Source organism: Rhodothermus marinus, assembly GCF_009936275.1.
GTDB lineage: Bacteria > Bacteroidota > Rhodothermia > Rhodothermales > Rhodothermaceae > Rhodothermus > Rhodothermus marinus_A.
The window spans coordinates 2,703,278-2,726,244 of the sequence record NZ_AP019797.1; the positions used below are offsets into that span (position 1 = coordinate 2,703,278).

Annotated in this window: 18 protein-coding genes and 1 tRNA gene; 10 read left to right on the top strand and 9 right to left on the bottom strand. The window is 64.8% G+C overall.

What is annotated here, in order from left to right; genetic code table 11:
• Positions 1 to 81: 81 nt before the first annotated feature.
• The 3 genes from serC to GYH26_RS11750 are packed head-to-tail and all read right to left on the bottom strand — an operon-like array spanning position 82 to position 3,667.
• A complete protein-coding gene (gene serC, locus GYH26_RS11740; RefSeq protein ID WP_161541809.1) occupies positions 82 to 1,200 on the bottom strand; it encodes a 3-phosphoserine/phosphohydroxythreonine transaminase in 1,119 nt (372 codons plus the stop codon).
• A 5-nt stretch (positions 1,201 to 1,205) separates the two neighbouring features.
• The gene (locus tag GYH26_RS11745) at positions 1,206 to 2,426 is read right to left on the bottom strand and encodes a 3-phosphoglycerate dehydrogenase family protein (RefSeq protein ID WP_161541810.1); all 1,221 of its coding nucleotides are present in this window, start codon (positions 2,424 to 2,426) and stop codon (positions 1,206 to 1,208) included.
• Positions 2,427 to 2,443: 17 nt separating this feature from the next.
• On the bottom strand, positions 2,444 to 3,667 hold the full coding sequence (locus tag GYH26_RS11750; RefSeq protein ID WP_161541811.1) for a DUF1015 domain-containing protein: 1,224 nt from the start codon (positions 3,665 to 3,667) through the stop codon (positions 2,444 to 2,446).
• Positions 3,668 to 3,815: 148 nt separating this feature from the next.
• Here GYH26_RS11750 and GYH26_RS11755 point away from each other — a divergent pair.
• From GYH26_RS11755 to GYH26_RS11765, 3 genes are all read left to right on the top strand, one after another.
• Positions 3,816 to 3,891: transfer RNA gene (locus tag GYH26_RS11755), tRNA-Met, on the top strand.
• Between the two features lie 147 nt (positions 3,892 to 4,038).
• Positions 4,039 to 4,596, top strand: coding sequence for an ABC transporter substrate binding protein (locus GYH26_RS11760; protein WP_161541812.1), 558 nt, complete (start codon positions 4,039 to 4,041; stop codon positions 4,594 to 4,596).
• A gap of 28 nt (positions 4,597 to 4,624) precedes the next feature.
• A complete protein-coding gene (locus tag GYH26_RS11765) occupies positions 4,625 to 6,511 on the top strand; it encodes a methyl-accepting chemotaxis protein (protein ID WP_161541813.1) in 1,887 nt (628 codons plus the stop codon).
• Between the two features lie 60 nt (positions 6,512 to 6,571).
• On the opposite strand, the gene GYH26_RS11770 is transcribed toward GYH26_RS11765, so the two are convergent.
• From GYH26_RS11770 to pgsA, 5 genes are all read right to left on the bottom strand, one after another.
• Positions 6,572 to 7,165, bottom strand: coding sequence for a phosphatase PAP2 family protein (locus GYH26_RS11770; protein WP_161541814.1), 594 nt, complete (start codon positions 7,163 to 7,165; stop codon positions 6,572 to 6,574).
• Positions 7,162 to 8,205 carry a recombinase RecA gene (gene recA / locus GYH26_RS11775; protein WP_161541815.1) on the bottom strand — a complete coding sequence of 348 codons (1,044 nt, stop codon included), beginning with the start codon at positions 8,203 to 8,205 and terminating at the stop codon, positions 7,162 to 7,164. Before recA ends, GYH26_RS11770 begins: the two co-directional genes overlap by 4 nt.
• Before the next feature lie 88 nt (positions 8,206 to 8,293).
• On the bottom strand, positions 8,294 to 9,565 hold the full coding sequence (locus tag GYH26_RS11780) for a competence/damage-inducible protein A (RefSeq protein WP_161541816.1): 1,272 nt from the start codon (positions 9,563 to 9,565) through the stop codon (positions 8,294 to 8,296).
• 4 nt (positions 9,566 to 9,569) lie between these two features.
• Positions 9,570 to 10,223 carry an orotate phosphoribosyltransferase gene (pyrE, locus tag GYH26_RS11785; protein WP_161541817.1) on the bottom strand — a complete coding sequence of 218 codons (654 nt, stop codon included), beginning with the start codon at positions 10,221 to 10,223 and terminating at the stop codon, positions 9,570 to 9,572.
• The gene (gene pgsA / locus GYH26_RS11790) at positions 10,213 to 10,806 is read right to left on the bottom strand and encodes a CDP-diacylglycerol--glycerol-3-phosphate 3-phosphatidyltransferase (protein WP_161541818.1); all 594 of its coding nucleotides are present in this window, start codon (positions 10,804 to 10,806) and stop codon (positions 10,213 to 10,215) included. The genes pyrE and pgsA overlap by 11 nt, the downstream gene beginning before the upstream one ends.
• Before the next feature lie 228 nt (positions 10,807 to 11,034).
• Here pgsA and dnaK point away from each other — a divergent pair, with 228 nt between their 5' ends.
• Positions 11,035 to 12,957, top strand: a complete 1,923-nt coding sequence (gene dnaK, locus GYH26_RS11795) for a molecular chaperone DnaK (protein ID WP_161541819.1) — start codon at positions 11,035 to 11,037, stop codon at positions 12,955 to 12,957.
• A gap of 105 nt (positions 12,958 to 13,062) precedes the next feature.
• Here the strand turns inward: dnaK and GYH26_RS11800 are convergent, their stop codons facing one another.
• Positions 13,063 to 13,854, bottom strand: a complete 792-nt coding sequence (locus GYH26_RS11800; RefSeq protein ID WP_161541820.1) for a TatD family hydrolase — start codon at positions 13,852 to 13,854, stop codon at positions 13,063 to 13,065.
• Positions 13,855 to 14,030: 176 nt separating this feature from the next.
• Between GYH26_RS11800 and GYH26_RS11805 the strand changes: the two genes are divergently transcribed.
• The 6 genes from GYH26_RS11805 to GYH26_RS11830 all read left to right on the top strand — a co-directional run bounded on the left by GYH26_RS11805 (position 14,031) and on the right by GYH26_RS11830 (position 22,946).
• Positions 14,031 to 16,526, top strand: a complete 2,496-nt coding sequence (locus GYH26_RS11805; protein ID WP_161541821.1) for a histidine kinase — start codon at positions 14,031 to 14,033, stop codon at positions 16,524 to 16,526.
• Between the two features lie 15 nt (positions 16,527 to 16,541).
• A complete protein-coding gene (locus GYH26_RS11810; RefSeq protein WP_161541822.1) occupies positions 16,542 to 17,369 on the top strand; it encodes a LytR/AlgR family response regulator transcription factor in 828 nt (275 codons plus the stop codon).
• Positions 17,370 to 17,372: 3 nt separating this feature from the next.
• Positions 17,373 to 18,731 (top strand): SpoIID/LytB domain-containing protein, encoded by a 1,359-nt coding sequence (locus GYH26_RS11815; RefSeq protein ID WP_161541823.1) that lies wholly within the window; start codon positions 17,373 to 17,375, stop codon positions 18,729 to 18,731.
• 1 nt (position 18,732) lies between these two features.
• Positions 18,733 to 20,775: a TonB-dependent receptor family protein gene (locus GYH26_RS11820; protein WP_161541824.1), complete on the top strand. Its 2,043-nt coding sequence runs from the start codon at positions 18,733 to 18,735 to the stop codon at positions 20,773 to 20,775.
• 3 nt (positions 20,776 to 20,778) lie between these two features.
• Entirely contained in the window at positions 20,779 to 21,384 is a 606-nt protein-coding gene (locus GYH26_RS11825; RefSeq protein WP_161541825.1) for an NUDIX hydrolase, read from the top strand.
• Positions 21,385 to 21,488: 104 nt separating this feature from the next.
• Positions 21,489 to 22,946, top strand: coding sequence for an NADP-dependent isocitrate dehydrogenase (locus GYH26_RS11830; protein ID WP_161541826.1), 1,458 nt, complete (start codon positions 21,489 to 21,491; stop codon positions 22,944 to 22,946).
• The last annotated feature ends 21 nt before the right edge of the window (positions 22,947 to 22,967 follow it).

The following is a 22,967-nucleotide window of genomic DNA, read 5'->3' on the forward strand; positions in this document are numbered from 1 at the left end:
TTTTTCGGATCGTTGTAATAAACACCGAAAAAAGGCGTGCGGCAATGCCTTTTCGACGGTTGATGAATGTATCACACAAAATCAACCGTATCTTTGCTCAAAATAGTCCATGAACGATACGAGTGCTTCGACGGCCTCGATCGGACAGGCGTTGTAAATCGAGGCCCGCAATCCACCCACCGAGCGATGGCCCTTCAGTCCGATGAGACCGGCCTGTTTGGCTTCTGCTACAAAACGCTGTTCCAGTTCTTCAGTGGGCAGCCGGAACGTCACGTTCATCTTCGAGCGCGCGCCCGGTTCGGCCGTCCCACGATAGAAGTCGGTCCGATCGATGCGTTCGTAGAGCAAGGCCGCCTTGCGGTCGTTGATGGCCTCGATGGCCGGCAGCCCGCCCAGCCCTTCCAGCCAGCGCAGCACTTTCTCGACGATATAGACGGCAAAGACCGGCGGCGTGTTAAAGATTTTGCCGGCGTGCGTGCCGTAGTCGAGCATGGTGGGCAGTGGCTGGTTACGTCGCTGCAGGAAATCGTCGCGAATAAGCACCACGGTCACGCCCGCCGGTCCCACGTTTTTCTGCGCACCGGCGTAGATCAACCCGTAGCGCTCCGGCGTGATGCGCCGGCTCAGAAAGTCGCTCGAAGCGTCGCACACCAGCGGCACTTCGGCTTCAGGTTCCGTCTGAAACTGCGTGCCATAGATCGTATTGTTTGAGGTGAAGTGCAGGTAGGCCGCCTTCGGATCCAGATCCCAGGTGGACGGATCCGGAATGTAGCTGAAGTTGCGGTCTTCGCTGCTGGCGGCCACCCGGGCATTGCCCAGGAATTTGGCCTCTTTGTAGGCTTTTTTGGCCCAGGAGCCGGTAATCAGGTAGTCGGCCGACCCGTCTTTTGGCAGGAAGTTCAGCGGCACCTGGTGAAACTGCAGCGAAGCGCCGCCCTGCAGAAAGAGCACGTGCCACTCCTCGCCCAGCCCCAGTAGCTTGCGCAGCAATGCCTTGGCCGAGGCGTCGATCTCCGCGTACTCGGGCGAGCGATGGCTGATCTCCAGAATGGAGGTGCCCAGATTACGGTAAATGGGCAGTTCCTCTTTGACTTCCAGCAGAACGGGCTCGGGCAGCACGGCCGGGCCGGCCGAGAAGTTGTAGACCCGACCGCTTGCCGTGCGATAGACCGGGGTCTGAAGGGCTTCAGGCTGCGTCATGGTTGTCACTCCGGTTTTGTGGTTTCCAGGGGGATCAGTGAAACGGCCAGGACGTCCGGGAGTGCCGCAATGCGCTGCACGACGGCCTCGTCGGGACGTCCGTCGAACCGGATGCGCGCGCAGGCCGCCCGCGCACCGGCAAAGATCAGATTTTCCATTTCCTGCACGTTCCAGTTGGCGCGGCGCACCTCGTCGAGCACCGAAGCCAGCACGCCGACCTTGTCCAGGTGACGCACGGTCAGCAGGTGCGTGGCCGGCGAATGCACTTCGAGATTGACGCAGTTGGGTGCGTGGCCCGTTTCCAGATAGGTCTTGATGATACGAACGACCTCGTCGGCGATCGCTTCCTGCGCCTGCTGCGTCGAAGCGCCGATGTGATGTGTGAAGTACACCTGCGGATGACCGGCCAGCGGATGCGCAAACGAACCCGACTTGGCGGCGGGCTCGCCTTCCATCACGTCGAGCGCGGCCCGGATGCCACGATGCTCCAGGGCCCACGCCAGGGCTTCTTCGTCGACCAGCGAACTCCGACTGGTGTTGATGAAGTAGGCGCCCGGCTTCATGGCCTCGAAGAAGGCCCGGTTGGCCAGATGCCGCGTCTCCGGCGCGGCGGCCAGGTGCATCGTCACGATGTCGGCCTCGGCCGCCACCTCCAGCGGGCTGTTTTTGCGGACGACGCCCAGCTCACGGGCCAGCTCGTCGGTCAGCGAGCGGCTCCAGGCCACCACGGGCATTTCGAAGGCATGGGCGCGGCGAACGACCTCACGGCCGATATGCCCCAGCCCGATCACGCCCAGCGTCCGGCCCTTGAGCCCTCGTCCTTTGCTGTAGGCGGCCTTGTTCCAGCGGCACTCGCGGGCGTCCAGCACGTTTTCCGGAATGAAGCGATCCAGGGCCAGGATCAGTCCGAAGGTGAGTTCGGCCACGGCCACCGCGTTCTTGCCGGGGCAGTTGGCTACGAAGATCCCGCGATCGGAGGCCGCGCCCACGTCGATCGTATCGTAGCCGGCACCGGCCCGGATGATCAGTTCCAGCGCCGGCGCGGCCGCCATCATCTCGGCCGTCACGCGCGTGGAGCGCACGACCAGAATCTCCGGATTTAAAGCAGAAAGCGCTTCCGATAAAGCCGCTTCTTTCAACTCGGGGCGGTTGTGCACGGTAAGCCCCAACTCCCGAAGCGCTTCCAGACAGCGATTTTCCAGTTTGTCGGCCAGAAGTACCTGCATGGCTGTTTCCTCCGTTTTCAGTCAAATACGTGGATGAGCAACCCGCTGCGCAACTTGGGCTCGAACCAGGTCGACTTGGGCGGCATCAGCAGCCCGGCATCGGAGACGGCTATCAGCTCTTCGATGCTGGTCGGGTACATGGCAATCGCCAGCGCCGCCTCGCCGCGGTCGACCATTTCCTTCAACGCGTGCAACCCTCGAATCCCTCCCACAAAGTCCAGATTGGGATCGGTACGCGGATCGGTAATGCCCAGAACAGGCTCCAGAATATGCTCGTTGAGTCGGGCCACATCTAACTGATCGGCCACGGTGCCACGTTGCGTGGGCGGCAGCTCCACCTGGTGCCAGCTACCGTCCAGGTACAGCGTGACGGTGCCTTTAGCCGGTGGCGTGGAATCCGCTACGTTCCGTTCCACCTTCATGCGCGCCTCCAGTGCCTGCAGAAACTCCTCCGGCGACATGGGCAGCCGCCGCACCACCCGGTGGTACGGCAGAATCTGAAGCTGGCTCATGGGAAAGAGCACGGCCGGGAAGATTTCGTACTCGGCCAGCCCCTCTCGTGGCGGCTCCTGCTCGCGCAGCACGGCGGCCGCCCGGGCCGCCGCCGCACACCGGTGATGGCCGTCGGCCACGTAGAGGCGCTCCACCGCACGGAACGCCTCCAGCAGCTCGGACGGATCCTCGGCCTTCCAGACCGTATGGCGCACGCCGTCGTCCGCCACAAAATCATAGAGCGGAGCCTCCTCTGTGATAAGCGCCACCAGTTCATCGATGGCCGGCTGGTCCGGATAGGTCAGCATGACGGGCTCGGCGTGCGCCCGCTGCTCCAGGATGTGCCGGGTACGGTCGGCCTCCTTGTCGGGGCGGGTCTTTTCGTGACGCACGATCCGTCCGTCTTCGTAGGCCGCTACCGGCACGCAGCCAAAGACGCCGGTCTGCACGTGGTTGCCCATCTGCTGCCGGTAGACGTAGAGTGCCGGCTCCGGGTCCTGCACGAATACAGGGCTTTCCCGAAACCGCCGCAGGTTTTCGGCACCCTTGGCGTAGACGGCGTCGTCGTGCTCATCGGTACCCTCCGGCAGATCGATTTCGGGTCGGATCACATGCAGAAAGCTCCAGGGCTTGCCGGCGGCCAGTTGCCGGGCCTCTTCCGTGCTGATCACGTCATAAGGCGGCGAGGCCACCTCGGCGGCCTTCTCCGGCACTGGCCGCACCGCGCGAAAGGGATACAGCAGCGACATGGGTTTTACAGTTTTTGTTTTCCTTGTCTACGTACAGGCAGAAATTAGAAACACGCTCTTTGAAAGTCGTGCGAATCGTGCGGCCTCGCCCCAGAGATTTAGGGAAACCTCGTCGGCGCTGCCCACGTTAAAGGCCTCGGCTCAACACCGCGGGGTGGAGCAGCTGGTAGCTCGTCGGGCTCATAACCCGAAGGTCGCGGGTTCGAATCCCGCCCCCGCTACCACGAAGGCGCCCGGTCATTTACGACCGGGCGCTTTTTTTGCTTTTTCGCCGTTCGTTTTTCGCCGGTCCTGACTTAAGTCTTCCGCGCAACGGCCGATTCTACGGGAGACGGAAACCCCCGTGTGCCCTAACCAACCGTTTAAGTGCCATGCATACCCTGCGACTGTTTACGGTGCTTTCGCTGCTGTTGACCTCCGCCTTCACCCTGTTTCCTGAAACGGAAACGGAAGTCACGCCCATTCAGCAGCTCTTTCTGATCAAGGAACTGAAGCCCGGTATTGCCCGCATCGGCGTGATCTGGGACAAAAACGCGGCCAACCGCGACGAGGTGTTGCCGCAATTGCAGCGCGCCTCGGCAGCCACCGGTATCAAAGTGGTCGTGGGTGAGGTGGCCAGCCTGCAAGAGGTAGCGCCGCAATTTCGGACGTTGCTTCGGGATCATCAGGTCGAAGCGCTCTGGGTGCTGGAAGAAACGGGACTGCTCGGTCAGGCGGCGGCCCGAAGCTTCCTGATCAAAAACGCCACGCAGGCGGGCATGCCGGTCTTTGCGCCTTCGGAGACCTGGCTGAAAGAAGGCGCCTGCGTTACCTGGCGCAAAGATGCCGAAGGGATCCGGCTGGTGGTGAACAAGGCGGTGGCCGAGGCGATGGGCATCACGATCCCGGCCAAGTACCAGGATCGCACGGCCTTCCTGGCCATGAACTGACAAGTTCCACCAGAAGCGACAATCGGTCATGGAACAGCTGCGGACCCATTCACTCCGGGCGCTGCTGACCCGAATGCGTCTGCGCCAGCGGTTTTTATTGCTGCTGGGCGGGCTGGCAGCGCTGACCTTTGTGGCCTTCTTTATATACGGTCAGTACAGCCTTCATGTAACCAAAAAGGAGTTCGCCCAGCGCGGGCATCTCCTGGCCCAGACGCTGGCCAGCCAGAACAGCCTGGCCCTGCTCATGCAGGATGAAGAAGGCCTCCATCAGGCGCTGGAGCAGACGACGGCCTCGGGCTACGCCATCGCGGGCGCCTTCTTCAATCAGGAAGACAGTGCCGTAGCCGCGCAGAATCTGGAGACGTTGCGTCCGGAAGACACGGTGCCGCCCTCCGATACGACGGCCGAAGCACGTCTGCGCTGGAGCGAAACGCGGGCGGGCGTTCCGATCCTGGTGGCTCAGGCGCCCGTCACGCTGGGCGACGGCCAGCACCTCGGACGTGTGCTGGTGGCCGTGCCCGCCGAGGCCGTACAGGCGCAGCAGCGCACCGGCTTCTGGCTGTCGATGCTGATCGCGGCTTTCATCACGCTGGTAGCCTGGATCATCCTGGTGGTCGTCCAGCGCACCGTCGTGCGTCCGGTCGATCAGCTGCGTCAGGCCGCGCAGGCCGTCGAACGGGGCGATCTGAGCGCACGCGTCCACATCGAACAGCAGGACGAAATCGGCCAGCTGGCGGCCTCCTTCAACGCCATGGTCGAGGCCAGCCAGCGCAACATGGAGGCGCTGCGCGAGCAGCAGGAAGCCGCCGAAGCCGCCCGTAGTCAAGCCGAAGCGCTGCGCCGCCAGGCCGAAGAAACCAGCCAGCGCCTGCAGGAACGCTTCCGGCAGATCTCGCAGGTCATTGCCGCCGTCACGCGGGGCGACCTCACCCACCGGCTGGAGGTGCCCGACAATGACGAGGTGGGCGCCCTCATGCGCCAGATCAACCAGATGATCGAAGACCTGACGGCGCTCGTGCGCGAGATCTACACCACCGGCAACGCGCTGGCCGAAGTCGCCCACAACGTTTCGACCTCGGCCGAGGAAATGTCGGCCGGCGCCAGCAGCCAGGCCCAGCAGACCATGGAAGTGGCCACGGCCATCGAGGAGATGACGCAGACGATCGCCTCCTCCTCGAAAAGCGCGCACGAGGCCAACCGTATGGCGCAGCGGGCCTCGGACCTGGCCGCCAGCGGCGAAGAGATCTTCCGCAAAACCACCGAGGGCATGCATCGCATTGCTTCCATCGTCAAAGATTCCACGCAGAAGGTCACAGCCCTCGGCGAGTCCAGTGCGCAGATCGGCGAAATCATTCAGGTCATCAGCAGCATCGCGGACCAGACGAACCTGCTGGCGCTGAACGCCGCCATCGAAGCAGCCCGCGCCGGCGAGCAGGGCCGCGGCTTTGCCGTGGTGGCCGACGAAGTGCGCAAGCTGGCCGAGCGCACCACCAGCGCCACCAAGGAAATCGAACAGATGATCATCCGGATTCAGCAGAATACGGATGAGGTCGTCGATTCGATGACGAAAGGCAACGCCGAAGTCGAAGCCGGTCTGAAACTGGCCGACGAGGCCTCGCACGCCTTCGGCGAAATCCTTCAGGCCATCGATCAGATGGTGCTGATGATCAACCAGATCGCCTCGGCCAGCGAGCAGCAGTCGGCTACGAGCAGTCAGATTTCGCAGAGCGTCGAAGAGATTTCGTCGGTGGCCAACGAAGTCTCGCGGGCCACCTCGGAGCTGGCCGCCACGGCCAACGTGCTGAACCAGCACGTGCAGCAGATGCGCCAGCTCATCGAACGCTTCCGCATCCGGCAGGAAAGCGCCGCAGCCTCGAAGCAGGCCGTAGCCGCAACGACCGGAGACGGGCTGTAACGACACGGGGGGAGGTTACCGGAAAGGCCGTCCGACTTCGCGGGCGGCCTTTCCGGTATTTCAGCGCCAGATTCGATGTACGGTCCAGGCCACGCCAGCCCCCAGCACCGCTCCGGCCAGCACATCGGTGGGATAGTGCACCCCCTTCCAGACGCGCCCGACCGCCACGCTGGTCGCCCAGACGTAAGCCGGCACGACCACATAGACCCGGGGCACTTCCAGGCTCCAGGCCGTCGCCAGCGTAAAGGCCAGCGCCGCATGCCCCGACGGAAACGCATGGGACGAAGGCGGATCGCCACGGGGCGCAATGTCGTCCCAGGCGTCAAACGGACGGTCGCGACGGATCAGCGCCTTCAGCCCGAAAACCAGCACGGTCGTGGCCGCCGTGGCCAGCGTCACACGCTCGGCGGCCGGCCGCTCCACCTGACCCGCCAGCACCCCGCCCCACGCCATCGCCGTCAGCCCGGCAAACATCGGGTAGGCCGTGGCATCGACCGTCTCGAAGTAAGCCGAAGCGACGGGCCCATCCCAGCGGTACGCGGCGCAGAGCAACCGCAGCTCCAGCGCCGGACGATCGCAGGCCGTCTGCGCCCGGACGCCGGCCGTGATCAGGACGGCCAGCATCAGGCCCGACCACAGGCCACGCCGCTTCATTCTTCCAGATAGACCTCGTCCATCTCGGCCCGGCTGCGCGGCGGCTGCACACCCATTGCCTCTTTGACCTGGCGACGGATCTCCTCCTGGAGTTCCGGACGTTCCTTCAGCCAGGCCTTGGCCGCCTCGCGCCCCTGGCCGATACGCTCCTCGCCGTACGCGTACCAGGAGCCGCTCTTCTGGATGATGTTGTATTCGACGGCCAGATCGACCAGCTCGCCCAGCACCGAAATGCCCTCGCCGTAGATGATGTCGAACTCGGCCTCACGGAACGGCGGGGCGACCTTGTTCTTGACGATTTTCACCTTCGTACGGTTACCCACCACCTCGGAGCCCTCTTTGATCGCGCCGATGCGGCGGATGTCCATGCGCACCGAGGCGTAGAACTTCAGGGCCAGTCCGCCCGTGGTCGTCTCGGGGTTGCCATACATCACCCCGATCTTCTGGCGCAACTGGTTGATGAAGATGAGTACGGTGCGCGTGCGGTTGATCGTGCCGGTGAGCTTACGCAGCGCCTGGCTCATCAGACGGGCCTGCAGCCCGACGTGGCTGTCGCCCATGTCGCCCTGAATCTCGGCCTGCGGCACGAGCGCCGCCACCGAGTCGACCACGATCACGTCGAGCGCCCCGCTACGCACGAGCGTATCGCAGATGTTCAGCGCCTGCTCGCCCGTGTCCGGCTGCGCCACCAGCAGGTTGTCCAGGTCAACGCCCAGATTGGCCGCATAGCGGGCATCGAAGGCGTGCTCGGCGTCGATAAACGCGCAGGCACCGCCCAGCTTCTGCGCCTCGGCCATGATGTGCAGCGCCAGCGTCGTCTTACCGGACGACTCCGGCCCGTAGATCTCGATGATCCGTCCCCGGGGCACCCCGCCCACACCGAGCGCCGCGTCCAGCGCCAGCGACCCGGTGGGGATCACGTCCACCGAAATGGCCGGCGCATCGCCCAGGCGCATGATGGCGCCCTTGCCGTACTGTTTTTCAATGTGCTTGACCGCCAGCTCCAGTGCCTTCGCCTTTGCCGAATCCTGCGTCGCCATGATTGTTGCGCTTGTTCAGATGGTTGTTGTTAAAGTAGAAAAATTTCGACCACTTGCCAAGATCTGCAACCGGAGCGACACCGGTCTGTCACCCGTACTGCGAAGCGGTCTTCGTGACCTTTTGTTGAAGCAAATGAAGGCGTAAAAGATCCAGGGCGGCGGCCGTTGCCCGTTGCTTGAAGCGTCGCCGTTCGTCCGGCAGGTAGTAGCATCGCGCAAACGCCGTGTGCGTATCAGCCAGGCCGATCCATACGGTACCGACCGGTTTGTCCGGGGTCCCGCCGGTGGGTCCGGCAATTCCCGTGGTCGAGAGTGCCACCTGGGCACCGAGCCGCTCGCGCACGCCCTGCGCCATCTGAATGGCCACGATTTCGCTGACGGCTCCCTCGCGGGCCAGCACCTCGGGGTCAACGCCCAGCACTTCCACTTTTACCGCGTTGTCGTAGGCCACCACCCCGCCCCGGAAGTACGTGGAGGCGCCGCTGACGCTGGTAATGCAGTCGGCCAGATGGCCGCCCGTGCAGCTCTCGGCCACGGCCACGGTAGCTCCCAGCTCCCGAAGCAATCGCCCCACCACGACCTCCAGCGTCTCTTCGTCGAAGCCCACGAAGCGCTCCCCGATCCGCTCCAAGATAAACGATTCCAGCGCCGCCAGCCGCTCCCGGGCTGCTTCGGCCGTCGGAGCTTCCACGGTCAGGCGCAGGCGCACGCCGTAGGGTCCGGGCAGGTAGGCCAGCCGTGTATGTTCATCGAGCAGCGATTCCACTCCGGCCAGGCGCTGCTGCAGGTCCGACTCGCCGATGCCGGTCGTGATCAGCGTGCGGTGCAGCACCACCGGGCGCCCGGGCCGCTGCATCAGACGCGGCAGCACCACCTCGCGCATCATTCGTTGCAGCTCGTGCGGCACGCCGGGCAGCACCGCCACGATGCCCGCTTCGTCCTCCAACCACAGGCCCGGAGCCGTACCCACCGGATTGGGAATCGGCTCGAAACCCTCGGGCACGAGCGCCTGCATCCGGTTGCGCTCGGGCATGGCACGTCCCCGGCGCTTGAAGTGGGCTTCGATCTGTGCCAGCAGCTCCGGACGTAACTGCAGGGGGCGCCCCAGGCAATCGGCCAACGCCTCGCGTGTTCGGTCGTCGTGCGTGGGGCCCAGCCCCCCGCATACGATCACCACCTCAGCCTCGGCACGTGCCAGACGGAGGGCCCGGCAGATGGCCTCCGGATCGTCGCCGACCGCCTCGATACGCACCACGGCAACGCCTTGCGCTGTCAATTCGGCACCCAGCCAGGCCGCGTTCGTGTTGACCGTGGTGCCCGCAAGCAACTCATCCCCGATGGTCAGCAAGATGGCTTTCATCGATCTATTCAGCGTGCGCTTCCGACCAACCGTACGGATCGGCCCGCCAGTCCTCCAGGACAGTCACCGCATGTTCGTCGAGCAGCCCGTGCTCCCGGGCTACTTCCAGCAAAACGGACAGGTTCGTCAGCGTATGCAGGGGGATTTCGGCCTGAGCGAAGCGCATTTCGGCCTCGGGGAAGCCGTAGGTGAAGATGGCAAGCACGGCAAGCACATGGGCATCGGCCGCCATGAGCGCTTCGGCGGCCGCGATCGACGAGCCGCCCGTGGAGATCAGGTCTTCGATCAACACCACCTGTTGCCCCGGCTCCAGACGCCCCTCGATCTGACGGCCCTGTCCGTGCGCTTTCGGCCGGGCGCGCACGTACACCATGGGCAGCTCCAGCCGGTCGGCCAGCCAGGCGGCATGCGGGATGCCGGCCGTGGCCGTGCCGGCAATCACGTCGGGCTCCAGCTCCCAGAACTCGATGATCTGGCGAAACCCTTCGGTAATGGTGCGCCGAAGATGCGGATAGCTGATGAGCAGGCGGTTGTCGCAATACATGGGTGCTTTCAGGCCGGAAGCCCAGGTGAAGGGCCGATCCGGCGAAAACGACACGGCGCCGATCGTCAGCAGCGCCGCCGCTACCTGTCGGGAAAGGGCCTCTTCAGGTGTCATGGCGATACACGATGGTCTGTTTCCACATCCCCTGCACGTACCAGAGTCCGGTCAGCACCGTCAGCGCCACCAGGCCTACAAGCAGCCATAACGGCAGAGGTCCCTCCAGGATCTGCTCCGCATAATGGCCTACTGAGCCCGGAAGCCGGCGCAGCACCAGCAACAGCAGCATCCCGATCAGAAAGACCAGCTGCACGGTGGTCTTGGTTTTCGCCAGCGGGAGCGTGCGCAGGCTCCGGCCACGTGCTTCGGCCCAGGTGCGCAACCCGGTTACCAGCAGATCGCGGGCGGCGATAATCCCGACGGCCCACCAGGGCACCTGTTCGGGCAGCAGAATGGCCAGACAAACAAACGTGCCCAGCACGAGCACCTTGTCGGCAAAAGGATCCAGGAACTGGCCCAGCCGCGAGCGAGCCCGAAAACTACGGGCCAGCTTGCCGTCCAGGTAGTCCGAAATGGCAGCAGCCACAAAAAGCCCCAGCGCGACCAGCTGACCGGTGAAGGTCCCACCGAGCAGCAGCACCAGCAGGACCGGCGTCAGCGCAATACGGGCAATGGTCAGGGCATTTGGCAGATGGCGCATAATGACAGCGAATCCCGATCTCTGCTCGCCTTAAGATACAAACCCGACGCGAAAATCGGTTCGTGCACGAACGTTCACCCCGGCCTCAGGTTCATGCAGCTTTACCGAAGACACGTGCCCGGATGACATTCTGACGCACCCGTTGGCCCGGCACTGTTCTTGAGCAAAGGCCGGCACGGCATCTGAGTGGTGCAATTTGTCGGACCTTTAAAACCATAGTAGTGAACGATGGGCAAGATTATCGGCATCGACCTGGGCACGACGAACTCGGTGGTGGCCGTCATGGAAGGCGGCGAGCCCAAGGTGATCATCAACCCGGAGGGCTCGCGGGTGACGCCATCGGTGGTGGCCTTTACACCGGATGGTGAGCGTCTCGTCGGCGCCCCGGCCAAGCGACAGGCCATTACGAACCCGAAGAACACGATTTTCTCGATCAAGCGCTTCATGGGGCGCTTCTACGACGAGGTGACCGAGGAAATCTCGATGGTGCCCTACAAGGTCGTTCGGGGCGAGAACAACACGGTCCGCGTCGAGGTCGAGGTCGGCGGCGAAAAGCGCCTCTACACGCCGCAGGAGATCTCGGCCATGATTCTGCAGAAGCTGAAGCAGACGGCCGAGGAATACCTGGGCGAGCCGGTGACCGAGGCGGTCATTACGGTGCCGGCTTACTTCAACGACGCGCAGCGGAAGGCCACGAAGGAAGCCGGTGAGATCGCCGGCCTGAAGGTGCGTCGGATTCTCAACGAGCCGACCGCTGCGGCCCTGGCCTACGGGCTGGACAAAAAGGACAAAGAGCTCAAGATCGCCGTCTACGACCTCGGTGGCGGGACCTACGATATCTCGATTCTGGAGCTGGGCGATGGCGTCTTTGAGGTGAAGGCCACGAACGGCGACACGCACCTGGGCGGAGACAACTTCGACCAGCGGCTCATTGACTACATCGCCGACGAATTCCAGAAGCAGGAAGGCATCGACCTGCGGAAAGATCCCATGGCGCTGCAGCGGCTCAAAGAAGCGGCCGAAAAGGCCAAGATCGAGCTGTCCAGCGCCATGAAGACCACGATCAACCTGCCGTTCATCACGGCGACGGCCGAAGGGCCCAAGCACCTGGTCATGGAGATCACGCGCGCCAAGTTCGAGCAGCTGATCGAAGACTTGGTGGCGCGTACGATCCCGCCCATGGAGCAGGCCCTCAAAGACGCCAAGCTTCGCAAGGAGGACATTGACGAGGTCATCCTCGTCGGTGGTTCGACGCGGATTCCGCTGGTGCAGCGGACCGTCGAGGAGTTCTTCGGCAAGAAGGCCAACAAGTCGGTCAACCCCGACGAGGTGGTGGCCATCGGTGCGGCCATCCAGGCCGGCGTCCTCTCGGGCGAAGTGCAGGATGTGCTCCTGCTGGACGTGACGCCGCTGAACCTGGGTATCGAGACGCTCGGCGGCGTGATGACCGTGCTGATTCCGGCCAACACGACGATTCCGACGCGCAAGAGCGAGATCTTCACGACCGCGTCGGACAACCAGACCTCGGTCGAGATCCACGTCCTGCAGGGCAACCGCGAGATGGCGGCCGACAACCGGAGCCTCGGGCGGTTCATCCTCGATGGCATCCCACCCGCTCCGCGTGGTGTGCCGCAGATCGAGGTGACCTTCGACATCGACGCCAACGGCATCCTGCATGTGTCGGCGCGCGACAAGGCCACCGGCAAGGAGCAGTCGATCCGCATCGAAGCCTCCAGCGGTCTGACGCCGGAGGAAATCGAGCGGATGCGCGAGGAGGCGCGCCGGCATGCGGCCGAGGACCGGAAGCGGCGCGAACAGGTCGAAAAGCTCAACCAGGCCGACTCGCTCATTTACATGACCGAAAAGAACCTGCGCGAGTACGGCGACAAGCTGCCGGCCGACAAGCGGGCGAAGATCGAGTCGGCGCTCGAGCGCCTGAAGGAGGTGCACAAGGCGCGCAACTTCGACGAGCTCGACTCGGCGATCGCCCAGCTCAACCAGGCCTGGAACGAGGCCAGCCAGGACCTCTACCGGGCCCAGCAGGCGGCCGGTGCGCAGACGTCCGACGGTGCCTCGGCGCAGGCCGGCTCCGGTGGCGTCCGCGAGGCCGACTATGAGGTGATCGACGAGGACGACAAGGACAAGCAGTAAGCGCGCGTTCGTGCGGTCCGGCCGCTGCGCACTTACTTTGACATAGATGGAGTGTGCAGGCCCCGGTGGTGCAGGCCACCGGGGCTTTTTTTCTGGTGTGCCGCCTCAGTCCGCCGGCAGCCGGAAAAGCCGCCGGGCATTTTCCGTGGTAACCCGCGTCACTTCTTCCAGCGGCACGCCCTTGACTTCGGCCAGCTTCTCGGCCACGTGGCGCACATAGGCCGGCTCGTTGCGCCTGCCGCGATGCGGCACCGGTGCCAGAAACGGGGCATCCGTTTCGAGCACCATCTGCTCCAGCGGTAGCGTGCGCACCAGCTCGGCCAGCCCGCTTTTTTTGAAGGTCAGAATCCCGCCGATGCCCAGCAGAAAACCCAGCTCGGCGGCCGCCTCGGCCACCCAGGCCGGCCCGGTAAAGCAGTGAAAAATGCCGCGCAATCGCTCTGGATGGGCACTGGCCGCCCGCTCCTCCCTGAGGATGCGCACCAGATCTTCCGAAGCTTCCCGGTTGTGCAGAATCAGCGGCAGATCTTTTTCGATGGCCAGGCGGATGTGCTTCCGGAAGAAAAACTGCTGACGTTCATCGAAAGAGCGATCCCAGTAATAGTCCAGACCACTTTCACCCACGGCCACCACCCGCGGGTCGTCACAGAGACGCACGATCTCCTTGAAGTCGGCTTCGGTGGCCGTGCGCGTTTCCGAGGGGTGCAGCGCCGCCATGGCGTACACGCCCGGATAGCGGTCGCAGAGCGCCAGCGCCCGGTGCACCGACGGTACGTCGATGGCCGGCAGGACCATGGCCACCACGCCGGCCTCCCGGGCGCTGGCCACCACCTCGTCGCGATCTTCGTCGAACGCTTCCAGATACAGATGAACGTGCGTGTCGATCAGGGCAACCATAACGCTGCGTCCGGCTGATGGCAGGTTTTGCGCGAACGCACAGACCCGGCGCAGGATCGAAATTCGGCGCACCTTTGACAGGCGCTTCAAATGCCGGAGACGGAACGGGTTGCCCTGCGCTCGAATCTTTGTAACTTGTAGCATCGATCTTCCTGGCACCCACCCGCCGAACCGACGTGTCGTCTTTCCGCCGTCGTCTGGGCCTGAGCCTGCTGCCACTGGTGACACTGGTGGCGCTGTGGCCGGTCGGCCGGATCCTTCATGACAGCTGGGAGGTGGTCCGGCTGACGGGTCAGATGCCCGAAGCGCCACCCGGTGGTTTCGACTGGGTGCACTGGGTGTCGGAAGAGGGGCGCATCGTGGCCGGCTACGTCTTCCCCGGTGGCCCGGCCGCCCGCGCCGGCATCCAGGAAGGCGACGTATTCTACCTGCTGGACTTCCAGCAATTTTTCAACCTGGAAGATCTCAAACAGGCCATCGACGGCCAGCCGCCCGGCAGCGTGCACACCTACGCGCTGTTTCGGGACGGCAACTACCTGGAAGTGCGCGTGCGCTTTACGCGCTACCCCACGTTTCTCTATCCCCTCTCGCCCACGCTCTGGCAGTTTTCGCTCTGGGGGTTTGCGCTGGGTGCCTTTGTGCACGTGCTGGCGCTGCTGCTGCTGTTTCCGCTGGCCCGCCACGGCCGCCGCGCCCGCTTTTCGCTGCTGCTCATCTGCGTTTCGGCGCTCTGGTTCTTCAGCAACCTGGGCCGACTGCTGCAGGTGACCTTTCTGGGGCCGCCTTATCCCGGCGGCCTGCAGGACCGGGTGTTTCAACTGATGACGTTTACCGGTCTGGTCGGCTGGATCGGCTTTCCGGCGCTGCTGCTCCGGCAGATTGTCCATGACCTGCGCCTGCATCGCCCGGCCTTCTACCATCGCATCGGGCACGTGCCACCGCTGGTCCTGGCCGCTGCCGTGGTGCTGACGACCTTCCACCCCGGTGCATTGCCGTTCACACTGGAAGCCCTGATTGCGCCGATTCTGTTCTACGTCTGCTGCTACGTGGGGCTGGCCGCCGGCCTGATCCTGCTGCTTGGCACCGGCCGAAGCACCACTTCCGAAAGCTGGAATCGTTCGGGCAGCTGGCTGACGCTGGCCTTCTCGGTGCTGCTGGGGCTTTCGGTGCTGGACGTCGTGCCGCTTTTTGGGCTGGTCACCGACAGCATGGTGGGCTGGGTCATCGTCGGTGCCCAGCTCCTTGCACTTGCCCCGATCGGGCTGGTCTCGCTGGCCACGCTCAAGCTGGGCAAGGTGGATCTGGTGCTGGAGCGCACGCTCGTGTACGGGACCGTGCTGGGCGCCATCTTTCTGGCCTTCGTCGGCGGCATGTCGCTGATGGAACCCCTGCTGGCCCGGATGAACACCCCCTGGCAGGTGGTGGGCGGCCTGTATGTCGTGCTCCTGCTCGTGCTGTTCGAGCGGCTGGCCCGCTGGCTCCGCCGCGAACTGCCCGCTTTCTTTTCGACGGAGCGCCAGCGCACGCGCCAGCTGCTCAGCCATTTCCAGGAGCAGATGACCCAGCTTTTCAGCTTCGAGGCGCTGGCGCGACGGACCGTCGAGGTCGTGGCCGAGGCGTTTCGGGTGCGCTCCGTGCGCATCTTTTTCCGTCCGGACGAATCGTTGCCCTGGTTTTCGGCCGCCTACCACCCGGAGCCTCCGTATCTGACCGAACGCATCGTGGAAGCGATCTGGCCGCATTTTCGGGAAGAAGGACGCATCTGGGCCCGTAATCCCGAACTGAGCGAAGCCCATCTGCCGCAGGAACTGCAGGCCCTTCTCGAAAGCCGGCATGTGGCCCTGCTCGTCCCTATCCTTGCCAAGCATCGCCCGCTGGGCCTGCTTGCCCTGGGCCCTCGACGCAATCGCCACGAATTTTACAACCTGGAAGACCTGGACCTGCTGCGTATGCTCGGCGGCCAGCTGGCGCTGGCCATCGAACGCCTCTATCTGGTCGAGCGCGAGCGGGCCCTGATCCGTCAGAATGCCGAAGCGCAACTGGTGGCGCTGCGCGCCCAGATCAACCCCCATTTTCTGTTCAATGCGCTCAACACCATCGCCGCGCTGATCAACGAGCACCCGGAAAAGGCCGAAGCCGTGGTCGAGCACCTGGCCGCAATCTTTCGCCACACGCTGAACACGGGCGGCCGGTCGTTCGTCTCGCTGGACGAAGAGCTGCAGCTCGTGAGGCACTATCTGGAAATCGAACGGGCACGCTTCGGGGAGAAGCTTTCGGTCGCCATCGAATGGCCTGCTGAACTGAGCACGTTCCCCGTTCCGGCGTTTTCGGTGCAGACGCTGGCCGAAAACGCCGTCAAACATGGCCTGGAGAAACTACGCACCGGCGGTGCCGTTCAGATCCGGGCCCGGCGCCTCGAAGATGGGCTGGTTGAAATCCTGGTGGCCGACACCGGCGCAGGCATCCCGTGGCTCTGGGAGCAGAACGGACAGCCCGGAGAAGGCCCCCTGCCCTTTTTCGGACTGGGCCTGCGCAACGTCATGGCCCGGCTGGAACAACTCTACGGGCGCCGCGATCTGCTTCGTTTCGAAAGCGCACCGGGACAGGGCACCCGCGTGCGCCTGCTGCTCCCGCCGGTTCCTCAGCCCGAACCGACTTCGCCCGTGAATTAAATTCCCCCAAATGCCATGCTTCGCATCCTGATCGTGGACGACGAACCACCGGCCCGACGCCGATTGCGCAAACTGCTCGAGCCGCTGCGGACTTCCGGCCGCGTGGCGGTCATCGAGGAGGCGAACGACGGCGTCGAGGCCCTCGAAAAACTACAGCAGCAGACGTTCGATCTGTTGCTGCTCGACGTACGCATGCCGGAGCTGGACGGCTTCGAAGTACTCGAACGCATCGATCCGAATCGGCGGCCGTTCGTCGTCTTTACGACGGCCTACGACGACTACGCGCTGAAAGCGTTCGAGGCGCACGCCATCGACTACCTGCTCAAGCCGATCAACCAGGAGCGCCTGCTGGAAGCCGTCGCCCGCGTCGAGCAACTGCAGACCACCGCCCAGCTCCGGGAGCAGGAAGAACGTCTGTCCAGACTCCTGGACTGGCTCGAATCGCAACAGCAACAGGCAGCGCCCGCCCCCGGACCCGCAACGTCGTATCTCGAACAACTGTCGGTTAGCTACCGGGATCGCATCCTGCTCATTCCCGTCACCCGACTGGTCTCCGCCGAAATTCATGACGGCATTACGCGGCTGTATGTGCTGGAGGAAGAGTCCGGAGCGCCGCCGCGGTTGCGCCAGCACGTGGTCAGCTACACGCTGGATCAACTGGAAGCCCGCCTGAATCCGCACGATTTCATGCGGGTGCATCGCTCGGCGATCGTCCAGCTCCGGCACATCCGGGAGCTGATTCCCTGGTTCAGCGGCCGCTACAAACTGAAACTGACCGGAGACCACGAGGTGATCGCCAGCCGCGAACGGTCCAAACTGCTCAAAGAACGGCTTGTACTCTGAGCCATGCTACGACGCCTCCCCATCCTGCTGCTTCTGATCGGCGTGGTGCGGACGCCGGCCGCCCAACCGGTCGATACGCTTCGTGTGCAACTGTTCACCGGGTTTCAGCCCGACGTACTGGCCGTCGAGTCCACCACCGCGGCCCGGATCTATGCGGAAGATTTCGCGCGCCCCCTGCTGCGTCTGCCCGCCGGCGCCATGCTGCTGGTGGATCGCCGGGGCAACGAGCTACGCCTGCGCACGTCTGAGGGGACGATCTTTGCCCGCTGGATCCGCATCTACCCGGAGGAAGGCGGGCACCTGCGCCTGACCGCCCGACGCCCTGGCCAGACGTCCGGCCCGTTCACCTACCCCGGCTGGATCCAGATTGCCCCCGATCCTTCCGGCCTGCAGGTCCTCAATCACGTCGCCCTCGAAGACTACGTGGCGGGCGTGCTGGCCCGCGAGCACCACTTCGACGACCTGGAAAGCACCAAGGCGCTGTCCGTGGCCATCCGTACCTACACGCTGCGTCGCCTGCAGACGAGCGACACGCTGCTGGATCACGCCGCCCACCAGATGTACGAGGGGATCGATCGGGTCACGCCCCTTATCCGCGAGGCCGTCGAGCAGACGCGCGGTGAGGTGCTGACCTATCAGGGGGAATTGATCGAAGCGGTCTATTTTGCCGCCAGCGGCGGCCACACCGCCAACAACGAAGACGTGTGGGACGGGGTACCGCTCCCCTACCTGCGCGGGCGGCCGGATCCGTATGACCGCAACGCCCCCTTTCAACACTGGGAGGCTTCCGTCCCCCGACAGCGCCTGCTGGAAATCCTTTCGCAGAAATATGGTACCCGCATCACCGGTTTTCGCATCGGCACGCACAGCCCGGACGGCCGCGTGGCCACGATCGAACTGCTCCGCGAGCGGGGCGATCCGCTGACGATCCGCGCCAACGAGTTCCGGTTGCTGGTCAACGCGCACTTCGGTCGCCATACGCTGCGCAGCACCTACTTCACAGCCCGACGCCAGGGCGATACCTATCATTTCGAAGGCAAAGGCTTCGGGCACGGCGTGGGGCTCAGTCAGTACGGCGCGCTCGAAATGTCCCGTCAGGGTTATTCGTACCGGGATATTCTGGCCTTTTATTACCCGGGCACCGAACTGCACCTTTACGAAGCCGGGCCTCTGCTGGCCGCCGGTTCGTCTTCGGAGGCGCCCGACGACTTCTCGCCTCCACCGGCCCGCACGCCTGCCGCTTCACCTGAGGTGACCACTCCGGCCGCTTCAGGCGCAACGCGCCCCGTGGTCGCGGTCGGCTGGAGCGCTACCCCCACTCGGACGGTCGAACGTCCCACCCGTCACCGGATCGGCTGGTAGTATGCGACGTGTTCTGTTCTGGCTCGCGCTGGGCCTGAATCTCTGGCTCCAGACTACCCTGGCGCAGGAGCGTCCGCTGCCGCGCTTCCGCACGCAGCAGGACAGCCTCACCGTCTTTCAGTTGCCGCCCGTGCTGGTCGAAGCCACGCGCGGGTTTACGGCCCCCTGGGGCGAGGCGCTTCCCCTGCTCACGCTGGAGCGCCGGCCGCCCGAGGTGCAATTCCGTCCGGCCCTGACGCTGACCGAAACGTTGCACGACCTGCCCGGCCTCTGGCTCAACGATCGCCAGAACTATGCGCTGGGCGAGCGGCTGCTCGTGCGCAGTGCCGGCTGGCAGGCCGCCTTCGGCGTGCGTGGCGTGCAGGTCGTGCTCGACGGCATTCCGCTGACCATGCCCGACGGGCAGGCGGTGCTCGACCCGGTCGATCCGGCTTTCATCCGCCGTGCCGAGCTGCTGCGCGGCCCGGCCGCGCTGTTCTGGGGCAACGGCAGCGCCGGGGCACTGGTGCTCTCGACCTGGCCCGAGCCGATCCGGCCCGGTCTGCGCGTTCGTCTGCTGGGAGGCAGCTACGGCCTGCGTCGTCTGGGCGGCGAGGCCGTGCTGCGCGCCGGTCCGCACGCGCTGGCCTTCCACGCCTCGCACCTGGAGCAGGAAGGCTACCGGGCCCATAGCCAGACCCGCCTGAGCCGTTTCGGCCTGCAGGCCGGTGTTCGGCTGGACGCCCGCTCGCGTCTGCGGGTCACGCTGGCCGGTGCCTGGCTGGATGCCCGGCATCCGGGCGCCCTGACGGCCGACGAACTGGCCCGCGATCCACGCCAGGCCAGTGCCCGCTACGTGGCCACCCATGCCGGCAAAGAAAGCCGGCAGGGCCAGCTCGGCGCGACCTTCGTCCACCGGTTGCCTGCAGGCTGGCTGACGTTCACCACCTTCGCGCTGGTGCGCCATCTGGACAACCCCCTGCCCTTTGCCTACATCCGCCTGCAACGCCAGGCCGCCGGAATGCGCACGACCTGGACGCAGGAGCGCGGCCGCTGGCGCACCGGCCTTGGACTCGACGTCACGCTGCAGGACGACGACCGCCAGAACTTCCCCAACAACAACGGTCGCCCCGGCACGCCGCGCCTGCTTGACCAGCGCGAGCGCGTCGGTGAACTGGCGCTCTTCGGTCTGGCGCGCTATGCCTTCACGCCGCGCCTGCAGGCGCTCGCCGGCCTGCGCCTGAGCTACCTGCACTTCGCCCTGACCGACTACCTGCTCACCAACGGCGACCAGTCCGGCCGCCGCACGTTCAGCGTCTGGACGCCCACGCTGGGACTGACCTACCAGATAATGCCCGGCACGCAGCTTTTTGCCACGCTGGGCACGGCCTTCGAGTCGCCCACCACGACCGAACTGGTCAACCGTCCGGACGGCCGGGGCGGCTTCAATCCCGAGCTGGAGCCGCAATATCTCTACGGCATCGAGCTGGGCGGACGTCGCCGGGGAAGTGCCGTCCAGGCCGATCTGACCCTGTTCTACCAGTGGGTACGCGGCCGCATCATCCCCTTCCAGCTCGAAGGCGATGGCCGCACCTTCTACCGCAACGCCGGCCGCACCCGCCAGTACGGGATCGAACTCTGGCTGCAGGCGCAGCTGACGCCGGCGCTGCAGGCACGGCTGGCCTACACGGGCGCCCGCTATCGGTTCGAGGAAACCGAGCTCCGGGACAAGCGCCTGCCCGGCCTGCCCGAACAGCACCTCGCGCTCACGCTGCAATACCGGAGAGGACCGCTCTGGCTGGAGACGACCGGCACGGCCGTGGGTCCCTGCTATGCCGACGATGCCAACACCGTGCGTGTGGATGGCTACGTCACGCTGGACGTCACGCTGGGACTGGCCCGCTCGCTGTTGCCCGGATTCGACGTGCAGCCGTTCGTCTCCGTGCAGAACGTGCTGGACCGGCGCTACGTGGGCTCCGTCGTGGTCAACGCGGGTGGCGGCCGCTATTTCGAACCCGCCGCCGGCCGCAGCGTTCGCTTCGGGCTGAACCTGAGCACCCCCTGAGCCATGGGCAAGAAGCAAAAAGTGCAGGCGGGCGTCCTGCCCGTGCGCCAGCAGAACGGTCGGATCGAAGTGCTGCTGATCACCTCGCGCACGGTGGGCCGCTGGATCCTGCCCAAGGGCAACGTCAAACGACACCAGACGCCCATCGAAGCGGCCCGCCAGGAAGCCTATGAGGAGGCCGGCATCCGCGGACGCATCGACCCGGAGCTGCTGGGCCGCTACCTGCACGGCCGCCCCGGCGATCAGCGCTGGGTGGAAGTCTATCTGATGACGGTCGAAGAAGAACTGGACGACTGGCCCGAGCGGCACGAGCGCACCCGGCGCTGGATGCCGCTGGACGAAGCCCGGCAGGTCGTCTATGAAGACGGACTCCGGGCGCTGCTCGACCGCCTGCCCGACGAGCTGGCACGCCGCCGTCAGGGACGCAAGCTGAGCCCCCGAGCCTCGCGCCTGCTGGTGGTGCTGGTGCTGCTGGCCTCGCTGGCACTGGCCTTCGGCGGTACGTACTATCTGGCGCGGTTGCTTGCCCGCCCCGAAGTCCAGCAACGCCTGCAGGAACTGGAACGCCAGGAGAATCCCGCTCCTTCGCCCGACTCCGTTCGTTTTTAACAGCCGTTCGCTTCAGAATTCACGCGAGGCAAACGTGGCCGTCCAGCGTGCGTTGTAGTTTCCGGGAGCCTTTTCACAACAGGAAAACAACTGGTTAAGCACTCATGAGCCAGCCACAGGAAAAATACCGGGTCACGATTGCCTACGGAGACGGGATCGGTCCGGAAATCATGCGGGCCACGCTGGCCGTGCTCGAAGCGGCCGGCGCTCCGCTGGAATACGACGTCATTGAAATCGGTGAAAAGGTCTATCGCCAGGGCATTACGTCCGGCATCCCGGACGAAGCCTGGGAGGTGTTGCGCCGCAACCGGGTCTTCCTGAAGGCGCCGATCACCACGCCGCAGGGTGGCGGCTACAAGAGCCTGAACGTGACGATCCGCAAGGCGCTGGGGCTTTTTGCCAACATCCGTCCCACCAAGTCGCTGCACCCTTACGTCGAGACGCCCTACCCCGACATCGACCTGGTGATCGTCCGCGAAAACGAAGAGGACCTGTACGCGGCCATCGAGCACCGACAGACCACCGAGGTGGTGCAGGCGCTCAAGCTGGTCACGCGCCCGGGCAGCGAGGGGATCATCCGCTACGCCTTCGAATATGCTCGCGCCTACGGCCGTCGGAAGGTCACCTGCATGTCGAAGGACAACATCCTGAAGCTGACCGACGGCCTGTTCCACAAAATCTTCGATGAGATTGCCGCCGAGTATCCGGACATTGAATCCGAGCACCGCATCATCGACATCGGCGCGGCGCTTGTGGCCGCCCGACCGGAAACGCTCGACGTGATCGTCACGCTGAACCTGTACGGCGACATTCTGTCGGACATCGCCGCGCAGGTAGCCGGATCAGTGGGACTGGGCGGTTCGGCCAACGTGGGTACGCACGCGGCCATGTTTGAGGCCATCCACGGCTCGGCGCCCGACATTGCCGGCAAGGACATCGCCAACCCGTCCGGCCTGCTCAACGCCGCCGTCATGATGCTCGTGCATCTGGGGCTGGCCGACATCGCCGCCCGGATCGAAAACGCCTGGCTGCGCACGATCGAGGACGGCATCCACACGGCCGACATCTACCGTCCGGGCAAAAGCAAAAAGAAAGTCGGCACCCAGGCCTTCGCCGAGGCTGTCATCGCCCGGCTGGGTCAGGAGCCGCAGCATCTGAAGCCGGTGCACTTCCGCAAGCCGGGCGTTGCCGTGGAGATTCGGCCTACGCCACGTCAGCCCAAGCAGCTCGTGGGCGTGGATGTGTTCATCGACTGGGACGAGGCCGGACGTGATCCGAACGTGCTGGGGCGAAAGCTCGAAGCCCTGGCCGGCGACGCCTTCCGCCTGCGCGTGATCACCAACCGGGGCGTGAAGGTCTATCCCGGCGGCCTGCCCGAGACGTTCTGCACGGATCACTGGCGCTGCCGCTTCGTGGCGGCCGAAGAAGGCGGCACGGTCACGCCTGCACAGATTCTGGAGCTGCTGCGCCGCATTCACGAAGCCGGCCTGGAGTTCATCAAGACCGAGCACCTGTACACGTTCGACGGGCAGCGCGGCTTTTCGCTGGCCCAGGCGGAGTGATGCGAGTTCCCGGGCATCATG